The 13,672-nt window shown below is 58.9% G+C and carries 13 protein-coding genes; 8 read left to right on the top strand and 5 right to left on the bottom strand.

The features are described from left to right. Nucleotides 1–2: 2 nt before the first annotated feature. Nucleotides 3–1,493, bottom strand: a complete 1,491-nt coding sequence (locus V8J88_RS04695; protein WP_338848111.1) for an FAD-linked oxidase C-terminal domain-containing protein — start codon at nucleotides 1,491–1,493, stop codon at nucleotides 3–5. 146 nt (nucleotides 1,494–1,639) lie between these two features. Between V8J88_RS04695 and dut the strand changes: the two genes are divergently transcribed. From dut to V8J88_RS04675, 4 genes are all read left to right on the top strand, one after another. Next, nucleotides 1,640–2,089, top strand: a complete 450-nt coding sequence (dut, locus tag V8J88_RS04690; RefSeq protein ID WP_338848109.1) for a dUTP diphosphatase — start codon at nucleotides 1,640–1,642, stop codon at nucleotides 2,087–2,089. A gap of 81 nt (nucleotides 2,090–2,170) precedes the next feature. Then, nucleotides 2,171–3,238, top strand: a complete 1,068-nt coding sequence (locus V8J88_RS04685; RefSeq protein WP_338848108.1) for a M48 family metallopeptidase — start codon at nucleotides 2,171–2,173, stop codon at nucleotides 3,236–3,238. Further along, complete coding sequence (locus V8J88_RS04680; RefSeq protein ID WP_338848106.1) at nucleotides 3,235–3,582, top strand: hypothetical protein; 348 nt, start codon at nucleotides 3,235–3,237, stop codon at nucleotides 3,580–3,582. The genes V8J88_RS04685 and V8J88_RS04680 overlap by 4 nt, the downstream gene beginning before the upstream one ends. An 84-nt stretch (nucleotides 3,583–3,666) precedes the next feature. Then, complete coding sequence (locus tag V8J88_RS04675) at nucleotides 3,667–4,176, top strand: hypothetical protein (RefSeq protein ID WP_338848105.1); 510 nt, start codon at nucleotides 3,667–3,669, stop codon at nucleotides 4,174–4,176. Nucleotides 4,177–4,500: 324 nt separating this feature from the next. Here V8J88_RS04675 and lolD read toward each other — a convergent pair whose 3' ends face one another. Together lolD and V8J88_RS04665 are read right to left on the bottom strand one after the other, a co-directional pair. Continuing rightward, entirely contained in the window at nucleotides 4,501–5,175 is a 675-nt protein-coding gene (gene lolD / locus V8J88_RS04670) for a lipoprotein-releasing ABC transporter ATP-binding protein LolD (RefSeq protein ID WP_338848104.1), read from the bottom strand. Between the two features lie 4 nt (nucleotides 5,176–5,179). Next, on the bottom strand, nucleotides 5,180–6,460 hold the full coding sequence (locus V8J88_RS04665; protein WP_338848102.1) for a lipoprotein-releasing ABC transporter permease subunit: 1,281 nt from the start codon (nucleotides 6,458–6,460) through the stop codon (nucleotides 5,180–5,182). A gap of 5 nt (nucleotides 6,461–6,465) precedes the next feature. Between V8J88_RS04665 and V8J88_RS04660 the strand changes: the two genes are divergently transcribed. The 3 genes from V8J88_RS04660 to V8J88_RS04650 all read left to right on the top strand — a co-directional run bounded on the left by V8J88_RS04660 (nucleotide 6,466) and on the right by V8J88_RS04650 (nucleotide 11,178). Continuing rightward, on the top strand, nucleotides 6,466–7,644 hold the full coding sequence (locus V8J88_RS04660; protein WP_338848100.1) for a hypothetical protein: 1,179 nt from the start codon (nucleotides 6,466–6,468) through the stop codon (nucleotides 7,642–7,644). Beyond that, complete coding sequence (gene recJ / locus V8J88_RS04655; protein ID WP_338848099.1) at nucleotides 7,641–9,326, top strand: single-stranded-DNA-specific exonuclease RecJ; 1,686 nt, start codon at nucleotides 7,641–7,643, stop codon at nucleotides 9,324–9,326. Before V8J88_RS04660 ends, recJ begins: the two co-directional genes overlap by 4 nt. 301 nt (nucleotides 9,327–9,627) lie before the next feature. Continuing rightward, nucleotides 9,628–11,178 carry an HDOD domain-containing protein gene (locus tag V8J88_RS04650; protein ID WP_338848098.1) on the top strand — a complete coding sequence of 517 codons (1,551 nt, stop codon included), beginning with the start codon at nucleotides 9,628–9,630 and terminating at the stop codon, nucleotides 11,176–11,178. A 29-nt stretch (nucleotides 11,179–11,207) separates the two neighbouring features. Here V8J88_RS04650 and V8J88_RS04645 read toward each other — a convergent pair whose 3' ends face one another. After that, nucleotides 11,208–11,759: a hypothetical protein gene (locus V8J88_RS04645; RefSeq protein ID WP_338848097.1), complete on the bottom strand. Its 552-nt coding sequence runs from the start codon at nucleotides 11,757–11,759 to the stop codon at nucleotides 11,208–11,210. A gap of 188 nt (nucleotides 11,760–11,947) precedes the next feature. Continuing rightward, nucleotides 11,948–12,487 carry a hypothetical protein gene (locus V8J88_RS04640; protein ID WP_338848096.1) on the bottom strand — a complete coding sequence of 180 codons (540 nt, stop codon included), beginning with the start codon at nucleotides 12,485–12,487 and terminating at the stop codon, nucleotides 11,948–11,950. A gap of 227 nt (nucleotides 12,488–12,714) precedes the next feature. On the opposite strand from V8J88_RS04640, the gene V8J88_RS04635 reads away from it, so the two are divergent. Next, nucleotides 12,715–13,659, top strand: coding sequence for a hypothetical protein (locus tag V8J88_RS04635; protein WP_338848095.1), 945 nt, complete (start codon nucleotides 12,715–12,717; stop codon nucleotides 13,657–13,659). The last annotated feature ends 13 nt before the right edge of the window (nucleotides 13,660–13,672 follow it).

The following is a 13,672-nucleotide window of genomic DNA, read 5'->3' as shown; positions in this document are numbered from 1 at the left end:
CCTCAAAAACGCGGTAAATGGGGAAAGCGCACATCGCCGCGCGCAATATGCATGCGGCCATATTCGGCGCAGCGCGCCAGGCTCGGAATCGCTTTGTCAGGATTGCATAAATTGGCCGGATCAAAGGCCCGTTTGAGCGCCAGGAATAAACTGTTTTCCGCCGCCGAAAACTGCACGCACATGGAATCGAGTTTTTCCACCCCGACGCCGTGTTCGCCGGTAATGGTTCCGCCCAGCGCCACGCACAATTCCAAAATCGCCGCGCCAAAGCGCTCGGCGCGCGCCAATTCATCCGGCGCATTGGCGTCAAATAAAATCAGGGGATGCAAATTGCCATCGCCGGCGTGAAACACATTCGCGCAGCGCAAACCGTATTCCTGTTCCATTTGCTGGATGCTTTGCAAGACATACGCCAGATGACGGCGCGGAATCGTCCCGTCCATGCAGTAATAATCGGGCGAGATGCGGCCGGCGGCGGGGAAGGCGTTTTTGCGCCCGGACCAGAGGCGCGCGCGCTCTTGCTCGTCGTGTGAAATTTGCAGCCGTCTGGCGCCGGCGCGCAGCAACACCGCTTGCATATCCGCGCTTTCCTGCGCCACCTGCAAGGCGCTGCCATCGCTTTCACACAGCAAAATCGCGGCGGCGTCCAGATCGTAGCCGGCGCGCGCAAACGGCTCGACCATGGCGACTGAGGTGCGATCCATCATTTCCAATCCGGCGGGAATAATGCCCTCGGCGATCAGATCCGCCACCGCCTGCCCGGCCTGGCTCACGCTGTCAAAAGAAGCGACGATCAATTGCGCGCAAGGCGCTTGCGGCAATAAGCGCAGCCGCACTTGCGTGACCACGCCCAGCATGCCTTCGCTGCCGACAATCAGCGGCAACAGATCCAGCCCCGGCGTATCGGGTGCGCCGCCGCCGATTTCCAATACCTCGCCGTCCATGGTGAGCAGACGCAGGCCGCTGACATTATGCAGCGTCAGTCCGTATTTCAGACAATGCACGCCGCCTGAGTTTTCCGCCACATTGCCGCCTATGCTGCAGGCGATTTGCGAGGATGGATCGGGCGCGTAGTACAAGCCGTGGGCGGCGGCGGCTTGCGATACCGCCAGATTGCGCACGCCGGGTTGCACCAGCGCGCTGCGGGTGGCGGGGTCAATCCGCACAATCCGGTTTAAGCGCGCGGTGGAAAGCAGCATGCCGCCCGGGGCCGGCAGCGCGCCGCCGGATAAGCCGGTGCCGGCGCCGCGCGGGGTGAGCGGAATGCCGTGCTTGCGGCAAGCGCGCAAAATGGTCAGGATCTGCGCTTCGTCCCATGGCAGGGCGACGGCAAACGGACGCCGCCGCCAGGCGCTCAAGCCATCGCATTCATACGCCACCGTGGCCTCGCTGCCATGCAACAAGACATCCGGCGGCAAGGCTTGCGCCAATTCCGCCAGCAAGGCGCGCTGGGGCGCACTCAAGTCCGCTTCCTCCCGCTGTATTTCCTGCATGCCGCTTACCCTCCTGTTTTTACCAATGATAAACGCTTTTTTGCCCCTGTTGTTACAAGTTCAAAGCGTATTGCGGCTTGATGTGGCAAGATGGCGTTTGTATCTGCCGTCAAAAGCATCATGTTAATCTTTTCAATTTTATCAATATGAAAACAGTCAGCCTGAAAATTCTCGATTCCCGTATGCGCGATTATCTGCCCGCTTACGCCACGCCGGGCAGCGCCGGTCTGGATCTGCGCGCTTGCATTGATGCGCCGCTGGAATTGGCCCCCGGGCAAACCGTGCTGATTCCGACCGGTCTGGCGATTCATCTGGCTGATCCGGGCTATGCCGCCATGATTTTGCCGCGCAGCGGCCTGGGCCACAAACATGGCATCGTGCTTGGCAATCTGGTGGGTTTGATTGATTCTGATTATCAGGGCCAGTTAATGGTCTCGACTTGGAACCGTGGCGCTGCGCCGTTTGTGCTGCAGCCGCTGGACCGTCTGGCGCAATTGGTGATTGTGCCGGTGTTGCAAGTCGGTTTTGAGGTGGTGGATGAATTCGACGCCAGCGAACGCGGCGGCGCCGGCTTTGGCAGCACCGGAAAAGCGTAAGCGATTGCGCGCTTTGAGGCCAAGTTAAGGTACTGATGTTGTTTCAGATTCCGGCATTTTTCAGGTTCAAGGAGTTGCCTTATGTCACGTTTTTCGCCAGCCCCTGTTCTGCTCGCCCTGCTTGCCCTGGCCGGCTGCAATACGCCGCCCCCCGCCCCGCCGCAGGAGGCGCCGCAGCAGGGTACGCCGGCGCAAACTGTGACGGCCCCGCCGCAAGCCTCGCCGGCGGCGGAAAGTCTCAAGGCGCTGGTCGCGCAACAAGACCGGCTGGACCGCATCGCCGCCCCGCTGCTCTTGAAAAACGCCGAACTGTGCCGCAGCCAGGCGCGCAATCTGCTCGGTTTCACCGCGAAAAACCGTTATTCCTATTCCTCCGAATTCGTGCAGGCCGCACAAGAAGTGTATGGCTTGCATGACCAGTTGCAGATTATGAGTGTGCTGGGGGGCAGCGGCGCGGCGCTGGCCGGCATCAAGCGCGGCGATGTGCTGCTCAAAATCGAAGGCCGTGAATTGCCGCAGGGTATGAACGCCGAGCGCATCGCCGCCACCATTTTAGCGCCGCTGGTGACGGGCAAAACGCGGGTCAATCTGACCATTCAGCGCGATGGCGAAACGCTGCAGGTGCAAGCGCCGCTGACGCGCGCCTGCGGCATGCGGGTGGAATTGGGCAATGCGGATAATGTCGCCACCTATGGCGACGGGGCGCGCGTGATGGTCACGCGCGGCATGCTGGCGTTTACCCGCAGCGATGAGGAAGTGGCGTATTTGATCGCGCGCGAAATGGCGCACAATGCGCTCGGCCATCCGGGCCGCATCCGTGGCAATAGCGCCATCACGGCAATGATCGACAATCTTTTGCAGATCAAACCCGACACTTCGCTCTTGATCACGAATGGCGGCATCAAACCGTATCCGGCGGATTTGGATGCGCAGGCGGATTATCTGGCGATTTTCCTGCTGGTGCGGGCCGGCTACCCGATTGGCAATGCGCGCTTTTTCTGGAGCCGCTTAGCCGAGGCCCACCCGGCCACGCGCATTCCCGACCACACTGCCCTGCATCCAAACCTGGCGGCGCGCTTGTCGGCGCTGGACAAGGCGGCCGGCGATGTCCGCACCAAGCAAGCGCAGAAAAAACCGCTGACGCCATGAGGCTGGAGCTGCGCTATGAAGGCGGCAGCCTGCATGTGAGCGGGACAGATTGCGCGCTGCGCCGCGCAGAGGATGAAAGCCGCGCCGCGTTTGCGCAACGCATCGGCGACACCGTGCTGGCCCTGCTGGAAGCCGCAGATGCGCCGCCTGCGCCCGATGGCGCGGCTTTGTTTGCCCAGGCGCAAAGCTTGATTGCAGCCTGGCTGCAGGATCAGCAGACGGCGTCGGCAGAGCAGATTGAAGCCTTGTTGCGGCAGGCGGCACAAAGCGAGGTGGAGGCGGAAAATTATCTATTGGAGGCCTGGCCGCTGTTGTTGGATCACTATGCAGCCGACGCCGCTTGATCGTCAGACGCCGCCACACCGCACAACCATTAATTGAGACCCTGTTTTATTGAGACCCTGTTTTTTGAAAAGGCTCACTCTCCTATGATGAATAGATTCCGTACTGCCTGCTTTAGAGAGTTACTACGGTCAGGCTTGCTCGCCTTGAACTGCGACAAAGCGCGCCTTGGCGATTTGCATTTTTTCTTCAGCGCCGACTACGTGCCGGATCGCTATCTCGGCATCGATACCAACAGCTATCCGACACATCTCGTTGTATGGCAAGGCAAGGTTGCGGAGCACTGCTATTCTGCCGACCCGCGCGACCCGTACATGTGCAAACACTATGCTTCAATTGACGCCTTTGTCGCCGCTTACCTTGAAAATTTCGCTTTTAACAAGATAAATAGCAATATGATCATACAGCCTGACATTATGCGGGCATATCTGAAGGCATTCAGCCAGGATGAAGACAGCAGCACCTGGGTTGAAAGAGTGCGTAAATTCACGCAAACGATGGAAGCGTCTGAACAAAAAGCCAGAAGCGCGGCTGAACAGGCGGTGCAAGCCTATATGCGAGGCTTGCGTTACAGAGTGCTGCGTTGTTTTGTGTGAGCGTTGCAGCGCGGCCTTTGCACCAACGCCTGGTTTGGCCTTTGTGCAGAGGCTTTACTGCTGAGGTTTATTTGCTCAGCGATGGATCGCACACAAACAGGTGATTGACGGCTGGCGGGGGAATTCCTATTCATTTTGGGTTCCACCGGTGTCGGATGGGCAAACTCAAATTCCTTTTTGCATCAACAGGGGTCAGACGCCGGGTTATCGCTTTGCTCAACCCAGCCCACACGCCAAACCAGGCCGGGGGGGAGGGACAGGGCTTGATTGCGCCTACACGAGCAGAGGCGGCGCACCGCGTTTGATCTCGCGCCGCCAGCACTTTCATGCAGCGATTAACCCCTCTTCGGTCAAGCGCAAGATGCGGTCACAGCGGCCTGCCAGCTCCATGTCGTGGGTGACGATGACGAAGGCGGTGCCCAGGGTTTGCGCTAACTCCAACATCAGGGCGAACACTTGTTGCGCGTTGGCGCGGTCGAGGTTGCCGGTCGGCTCGTCGGCCAGCACGCAGGCCGGCTGCGTCACCAGGGCGCGCGCCAAGGCGACGCGCTGGCGCTCGCCGCCGGACAGTTCGCCCGGCAAGTGGCTGATGCGCGCAGCCAGGCCGACGCGCTGCAAAATCTGTTCAGCGCGCTGCGCCGCTTCGCTGTTTTTGAGGCGCTGAATTTGCAGCGGCATGGCGACGTTTTCCAGCGCGGTGAATTCCGGCAGCAGGTGGTGAAATTGATAGACAAAGCCAATGTGCTGATTGCGCCAGACGCCGCGCGCTTTTTCATCCATCTCAGCAAAATCGCGCCCCATCACGCGCACTGCGCCGCCGTTGGGCGCGTCCAGCCCGCCCAGCAGATGCAACAGCGTCGATTTGCCGGAGCCGGAAGCGCCGACAATCGCCACCCGCTCGCCACGCTGCACACTGAGTTCAATATTGCGCAAGACCTGCAAGCGCTGTTTGCCCTGTTCATAATCTTTGCCCAGGGCGCGGCATTCTAGAACGTGCATAGCTTTACTCATAACGCAGAGCCTCAGCCGGGCGCACGCGGGCCGCGCGCAGGCTGGGGTAGATGGTGGCGGCAAACGACAGCGCAATCGCAATCGCGGCGGTATAGATCACGTCTTCCCAGTGCAGATCGGAGGGCATGCTGGAAATCAGGTAAATATCCTTGGGTAAAAATTGCACCCCGGCCAGCCCTTCGATGAAGGAAACGATGGAGCCGACATTCAAGGCCACCAGCACGCCGAAAATCACGCCGCCGGCAGCGCCCAGCAGTCCGATCAAACTGCCTTGGATGATGAAGATTTGCATGATCGAGGCCGGCGAAGCGCCCAGGGTACGCAAAATCGCAATATCGGCCTGCTTGTCTGTCACCGTCATCACCAGGGTTGAGACCAGATTGAAGGCGGCCACGGCGACGATGATGGAGAGAATGATGAACATCATGCGCTTTTCCGTTTTAACGGCGGCGAACCAGCTGCGGTTCTGGCTGGTCCAGTCGCGCACATAGCTGGCCGCCGGCAGGCTTTGCGCCAGTTCTTTGCTCACTTCCGGCGCTTGTTGCATATCGGCGATTTTCACGCGCAGGCCCAGGGGGCTGGCGTCGCGGAACAGCTTTTGCGCGTCGCCCAGGGCGATGTAGGCGAAGGTGGAGTCGAATTCATAATGGCCGGAGTCAAATAAGCCCATGACGGTGAATTGTTTTAAGCGCGGGCTGACGCCAGCTGGCGTCACCTGGCCTTGCGGCGCGATGATGGTGATTTTATCGCCCACTTCCACCCGCAAGATGCGCGCCAGCTCGCGCCCCAGCACCACATGAAAGCTGCCGTCTTTGAGTAAATCCAGGCCGCCCTGGCGCATTTGTTTGTGAATCTCGGAAACCTTGGCTTCTTGCTGAGGGACGATGCCGCGCACCAGCACGCCGCGCAAGGTTTCGCCATTCATCAGCATGGCTTGCGCTTCGACAAAGGGGGCGATGCCGCGCACCTGCGGATGTTTGCCGATTTGTTCGGCCCAGGGTTGCAAGGCGGCTGGATCGGGCGCGCCTTCGCTGGCGCGGCCATCAAACACTTCGATATGCGCCAAAACCGAGAGCATGCGGTCGCGCACTTCTTTTTGAAAGCCGTTCATGACCGACATCACAATAATCAGCGCCGCCACGCCCAGCCCGATGCCCAACATGGACGACATGGAGCTGAACGAAATAAAGCCATTGCGCATACTGCGCTTGCCGGCGCGCGTGTAACGCAAGCCGATGCGCCATTCAAAGCGCTCTGTTGAAAAAAATCCCATGGGGTATGACTTGGCGCACAAGCCTGTCAGTGAAAAACGCCAGTTTGCCATACAATTGCGGCATGAACGATTTTGCCGCTGTTTGCCCCCCTCTTAGCCTGCCTGCACATACGCGCGCCTGCCATGTGCTGCTGCCTTTTTCCTTACCGCCAGCCGAATTGGCGCGCGATCTGTTGCGCGATTTGAGCATGCCGGCCTGCCAAACCCTGCTCAGCCACGCGCGCCAGCATGCGCTGCCGGCGGCGCCTGACTATGCGCGCTGTCTGCCGCATGAGGCGCAGCTGTGGCAGGCGCTGTTTGGCCCGGCTTGCCACGCCCTGCCCGCCGCCACGCTGGCGGCGCACTGGGGCGCAGCCGGCGCACAAGACGCGAATGCGGCCTGGTTTGTGCTGTCGCCGGTTTATTTGCACATCGCGCGCGATCATCTGGTGTTGACGGATGCGCGCCAATTAGCCTTGTCTGAGGAACATGCGCGCGCCCTGTTCGCCAGCGCGCAAACGCTGTTGCAGGAAGAAGGCTTGGTTTTGCATTGGGGCGATGCGCGGCACTGGCTGTTGCGCGCCGACGCCTGGCGGGAGTTGGATTGCGCCAGTCTGGATGCGGCTTGCGGCCACAATATTGAGATCTGGCTGCCCAAACATGCCGCCAGTCAAACCGAGCGGCGCTGGCGCAAGCTGCAAAATGAAATTCAAATGGCCTGGTTTGCTGATCCTGTGAATGAGGCGCGGCAGGAAAGCGGTTTGCCGCCGGTGAATGCGCTCTGGTTATGGGGCGGCGCGGCGCAGCCGCTGCAGGCGCAAGCGCCCGCGCTGCAAGTGCGCCAGGGCGATGCGCTGTTGCAGGCGCTGGCCGCCTGTACGCCGCCAAACAGCGCCAATTTGCTTTTGCTGGATGACAGTTTGAGTCAGCATGCTTTGGCCGGCGATTGGGGCAGCTGGCGCGCCGCCTTTGCCGCGCTGGAGGCGTCTTTATTTGCGCCGCTCTTGCAACAGGCCGCCGGGCGCGCCATCCGCCTGGTTTTGTGCGATGAGCGCCAAGCCCAGGTTTGGGAATATCAGTCGTGGCGGCGGATGTGTTTTTGGCGCCGCCCGGATTGGCGCAGCCTGTTGCGCGCCTTGCCGCAGAATACGCGCGCGCCGATTGCCCCGCCCGCCCCTGGCGCCGATGTGCGGGACGTTTTATGACCCGCATCAGTCAGCGTCAATATTCACAGCGTCAGGCGCTGTTACTGCAGCAATCCGGGATTCATCCGGTGTTGGCGCGCATTTACGCCGCGCGCGGGGTGCAGCAAGCACAGGAATTGCAGCATGAATTAAAAGCCCTGCTGCCGCCGCAGAATATGTTGCAGTTGCAAGAGGCGGCGCAGTTTTTGGCGCAGGCGATTGGCGCGCGCAAAAAACTCTTGATTGTGGCGGATTATGACTGCGACGGCGCCACCGCCTGTGCGGTTGGCATCCGTGGTTTGCGCATGCTGGGGGCGCAAGTCGATTACATTGTGCCCGACCGCGCGGTGCACGGGTATGGCTTGACGCCGGAAATCGTCGCCCTGGCCTTGGCCAGCAAGCAGCCGGATATCATCATCACGGTCGATAATGGGATTGCCAGTGTGGACGGGGTGGCGTATGCCGCGCAATACGGGGTGCAGGTAGTGGTGACAGACCACCATTTGCCTGGGCAACGCCTGCCGGATGCTGCGGTGATTGTGAATCCAAACCAAGCCGGCTGCCCTTTTCCGAGCAAAAATCTGGCCGGTGTGGGCGTGATGTTTTATGTTTTGCTGGCCCTGCGCGCCGAGTTGCGCGCAGAGGGACGCTTTGACGCTGCGAATCAGCCGCGTTTGGACAGTTTGCTGGATCTGGTGGCGCTGGGGACGGTGGCGGATGTGGTGAAGCTGGACGCGAATAACCGGATTTTGGTGGCGCAGGGTTTGCAGCGCATGCGCGCCGGACGTATGCAGCCGGGCGTGGCGGCGCTGTTTCGCGTCTCCGGGCGCGAGGCGCGCCTGGCCGGGCCGTTTGATCTGGGTTTTGCGCTGGGGCCGCGCGTGAATGCGGCAGGCCGTTTGCAGGATATGTCACTGGGCATTGAATGCCTGATCACGGATGACGCCGAGCGCGCTCAGCAATTGGCGCAGGATTTGCACGATATCAATTTGCGGCGGCGTGAAATTGAAGCCGATATGCAGGAAAGCGCCTTGTTTCATCTGGATGATTTCCCCACCAGTCAGCATACGATTTGCGTCACTGACCCGGAATGGCATGCCGGCGTAATCGGCATTGTGGCGGCGCGCCTGAAAGAAAAATTTTATCGTCCGGTGATCACTTTTGCGCCGGGCGAGCATGGCAAATTGAAAGGTTCGGGACGCTCGATTCCGGGTTTTCATCTGCGCGATGCGCTGGATCTGGTGGCCAAGCGCGCGCCGCACATTATTGAAAAATTCGGCGGCCATGCGATGGCGGCGGGTTTAACGATTGCCGCAGAGCATTACGAGGATTTTGCGCGCGCGTTTGAACAAGTCGGCCTGGAGTGGCTGTCACAGGCGACGCTGGAGCGGGTGGTGGAAACCGATGGCGCGCTGGAAGAAGAGTGTTACAGCACCACGTTTTTGGAATTGCTGGAGCGTGAAGTCTGGGGCCAGGGTTTTGCGCCGCCGCTGTTTTGCGACGAATTCCGCATCACGAATCAGCGCATTCTGAAGGAAAAGCATTTAAAGCTGGTGTTGGAAAAGCGCGGCCGGCAATATGATGCGATCTGGTTTGGCCACAATCAAAGCCTGCCCCCGCAGGCGCAAGTGGCCTTCCGTCTGGACGCCAATACCTTCAACGGCCAGACCAAGGTGCAGTTGCTGGTGGAGTATGCGGAATAAGGCAAAGCCTGCGCCATGCTTGCCAGCAGAAAAGCCTTGCAGTGCGTCCGGCTTTGTCCTATTATCATTTCAACAAATTGCCGCAGAGCAATTTCCATGGCGCCATATCAATTCAGCTGATCAAGCTGGCGTTAAGCCTGATTTGCTGCTGCGCGTCAGATTCAAGTCTTTGGTTTCCCTGGTGTGTGGTCGATGCCGGGACACCTTTTGGTCTTCCCCGCTTTTCTGAAGAACCCGGTCGCTCACAGCCTGTGCTGTGCCTTGTTTTTAAGTCCACATCTCCCGGTTTCAAGGAAAACACATGCCTGCCATCATGACTGAAGAACGCAAACCGGACAGCGCCGCCACGCGCGAGCGACTGTTATTGAAATTTTCCAAGGATGTGGATTTGCTCTCCCTGGGCGTGGCGATTGCCCGCGTGGTCGAGCTGGCCTCCTCTGAGGATGAAGCCACGCACAGCCTGACTTACTATGTGCTGTCGGATACGGCGCTGACGCAAAAAATCCTCAAACTCGCCAACACGGTGTTTTACCGCAGCGCCGCCAGCAGCCCGGTGACAACCGTTTCGCGCGCCATTTTCTTGCTCGGTTTTGATACGGTGAAAAGCACCGCCCTGGCCTTGCTGCTGGTGGACAATCTGGCCAACCGCAGGCATGCCGATATGGTGCGCAAGGAGTTGTTGCAATCGCTGTGCGCCAGTCTGATCGGGCGTGAATTGACGCGCATGAATCCGCAATACGGCGGCGAGGAAGCGTCAATCGCCGCGCTCTTTCGCAACCTCGGCCAATTACTGGTGGCCTCATATGAAAACCCGCTTTACCGCCAAGTGCTGGAAAAGATTGAGGATGGCCTGGCCCCCGGGCTGGCGATGCATCAAACTCTGGGTTGCACCTACGAATTTTTAACCGAGCAGGTATTGCACGGCTGGAATATGCCGGACAGCCTGGCCGACGCCATGCACGCCCTGCCCGCCGGCCCCTTGCGCCCGGCCAAAAGCCGGCAGGAGTGGTTGCGCCAGGCGGTTTCGTTTGCGCAGGAAGTGGCGCCGCTGATTCTGAGCCGCGAAGCGCTCAGCAGCGCGCAGCTGCAGGCCTTGTTGGCACGCTATGGTCAGGCCTTGCATTTGGATCTGGACCGTATGAAAACCCTGTTTGGCCTGGTCGGACGTGAAATCGCCCAGGTCAGCAAGAGCTTGAATCTGGACAGCGCGCCGCGCGAAACCGCGCCGCCGCCAGCGGCGCCCGCCGGGCCAAGCTTGCCGGGGGTGTTGAAACTGGCGGCCATGGATAACCATGTGATTCAGACCGATGAGCGCTACCCCAGCGGCAAACCGCTGGCGGCGCGCGATATGCTCTTAGCCGGGATTCAAGTCGCCACGCAAATGTTGGCGCGCGCCAATTACAAGCCGAGTGAATTGATGACGCTGGTGGTGGAGACGCTGTACAGCAGCCTGGGCTTCCGTTTTGCCGCAATTTGCGTCAAAGACAGCCGCTTACATTGTTATCGCGCCGTGCTGACCATGGGCGAGCAGCATGTCGCGCGTCAGCAGCGCTTTTGCTTTCCATTTGATTCGGCCTGCGATGTGTTTCATCTGGCGATGGAAAATAGTGCGGATTTGATGATTTCCGATGCCTGCACGCCGAAAATCCGCGAATTGCTGCCGGATTGGCATAAGCAATTGCTGCCGGATGCGCGCAGTATGATGGTGCTGCCGATTGTGGTCGAAAAAATGCAATTCGGCCTGTTTTACGGCGACCGCCGCGACACCGCACCAGAGGGCATCAGCTCGGATGAGGCGGCCTTGATCAAGACTTTAATGGGGCAATTGGTGACGGCGATGAGTACGCGCTGAGCTGTTTTGCAGCCAGCGCGGTTCACGCTTTACACTGGGGTGCGCGGCTGCAGATGCGCTTGCAATTCCTGCCGCAGCATCTCACATTGCGCGGCATTCAACGAAGCCGCCATACGCTTAGGCTTGCCTTCGTAGTCAAACACAAGCTGGCCACGGCCCGCGCCAAAGACAGGCGGCCACCATGAGAAGCTATATTGCGCACCGCCGCCGGCCACCGGCGCCACCCGAAGAAACTGCAGCTTGCGCAATGCATATCGCCTGCTCCAGCCGAGTCCGAAAACCTGTATGCGGTAATGCAAACAGTCGCGCTCAATGCTGATGATTTCTTTGCCGCCAAATTGCCAAAGCAAGCCCAACAACATACCCAAACTGCACAAGGTCATCAGGAGAATGAAACCCGGTGTCATGACTTCAAGGGATGCAGGCTGCAACAGCATCTTGCTGACTATCCATATCCAGATGAACAGCCAGATACTATAAAAGATGGTAACCGGCCAGAATGTGCGCACGGCAATCACAGTGCGCAAGTCCTGCGCCAACATTTCGCTTGAAAAACCAGGGCTGGCAGAAGTGAGATGCATGATGAAGCCTCATGAGATAAAAAACCGCGCCACCACAGGCGCAGGCTGCATTTTTTGCTTTGAAACCGATGCGAATCAACACCAAAACATCAGCAAAATCAAAAAACTCAGAATGCAATTTTCACATATATGGCTACGCGCAGCAAGCAAAACCGGCGCCCCGCCCCAAGCACAGGATGGCTGCAGCCTTAAGGCATATCCGCCCAAACCGTGCTGCCTTTGGCCTTGAAGCGGGTGATATTCTCCGCCGGAATCGGTGTCACAAACGCGACTTCGCCGGTATTCACGCGCAAGTCAATGCCTATGATGGTGGCCAAATCCATTTTCGGATTATCCATATACAAAGTGAATGTCTTGTCACGCCCGAAACCGGCATTGGCTTTTTTCACCATATTGTTAAAGTGCTCTTGGGATTGCATCACATCCGCAGTAAACACATAGGGTTTCACTACATTTTCATCAAATTCGATTTTGTAGATATTGCCGGAGTCATAGCCGCCGCACCCTTCGTCCAAGGCGGTGGAAATTGTGGGGCGGCCAGCGTCTTTGGCGTTGATGATATGGCGCTGCAAATCCACCCCATTCATCTTATTAAACCAATTGTGCAGCATGAAGGTGTAAATATTGCCGGCTTTTTCGACTGCGCTGATGGCTTCGCCGCGCATGCCAAAACCGCTGGCGGCAAGGGTGGCGGGGCTGCGGGTGTCGCCTCGGTAAAAGGTGTGCATAAACATGTCTCCAGATGAGTGGATTACAAACGGTGTAAGGGAAATGGGGCAGCATGATGTGCATTGGACATGCTCCAATGACGCCTTCCAGTATAAGCAATCCGCATCCCACACCCTTGCACTATGCCGCCTGCTTACACTCTTAACATGCGAGTAACATAGCACAGGCAAATCCCGTATACTGCGGCAAATTGACGGTGACAAATACCCCATCGCAGGAGCTTCGCATGCGGCACCCCTTTGAACCTGTGTCTCAACGCAGGCGTTTTTTCCTGGCGGCGGGCGCGGCCTGTCTGACGCCGTGGCCGGCGCGGGCCGCGCAGTCAAGCGCGCCGCAGGTTTTTCATCATCCCTCCGCCGAGTCCAGTCATGACAGCCGCTATCAATATGACTGGGAAGTTTTACGCATGGCGCTGGAACGCACCGAAGAGCGTTACGGCCCGTATGCAATGGAAGCCAGTGAGGAAAAAATGACGCCGGCCCGCGTCACGCAAGAAATGCTGAGCACAGCGGAGCAATCGCGTTTGAATGTGATGGTGCGCGCCACCAATCCCGGGCTTGAACAAAAACTGCGGCCGATCCGCATTCCGGTCGATCGCGGTTTGCTGGGCTTTCGCATTTTTCTGGTGCGCAAAGCCAATCTGCCCCAATTCGCCGCTGTGCGCACGCTCGATGATTTGCGCCGTTTGCGCGCAGGTCAAGGGCGCGGCTGGGTTGATGTGCAGATTTTGCAGGCGGCCGGCCTGCCCGTGGTGGAAGGCAGTAATTACGAAGGTTTGTTCGGCATGCTGCAGTCGCAGCGCTTTGATTATTTTTCGCGTGCGGCGGATGAGGCTTTGCGTGAATTTCAAGAGCGCAGCAGTCATTTTCCCGAATTGGCGATTGAACCCAGCCTGCTTTTACACTATCCCCTGCCGCGTTATTTCTTTGTGCGGCGTGATGCGCAAGGCGGGTTATTGGCGGAGAGAATCGAAAGCGGCCTGGAAGCCATGCTCAAAGAGGGCAGCTTGCAAGCCGTGTTTTTGAAACATAAAGCGGACTTGATCGCGCGCGCCGGCTTGAGCCAGCGCCGCGTATTGAAAATTCCCAATCCCACCCTGAGCGAACAAACCCCTTTGGCGCGCAGCGCGCTATGGTTTGATCCTTTCAGCGGCAAGACGCGCCAGGGTTGAACCTGACGCAGAA

It is taken from the genome of Massilia sp. W12, assembly GCF_037300705.1.
GTDB lineage: Bacteria > Pseudomonadota > Gammaproteobacteria > Burkholderiales > Burkholderiaceae_D > JACPVY01.
Note: the sequence above shows the minus strand (reverse complement) of the source record. Positions and strands in the feature narration are given on the sequence as shown.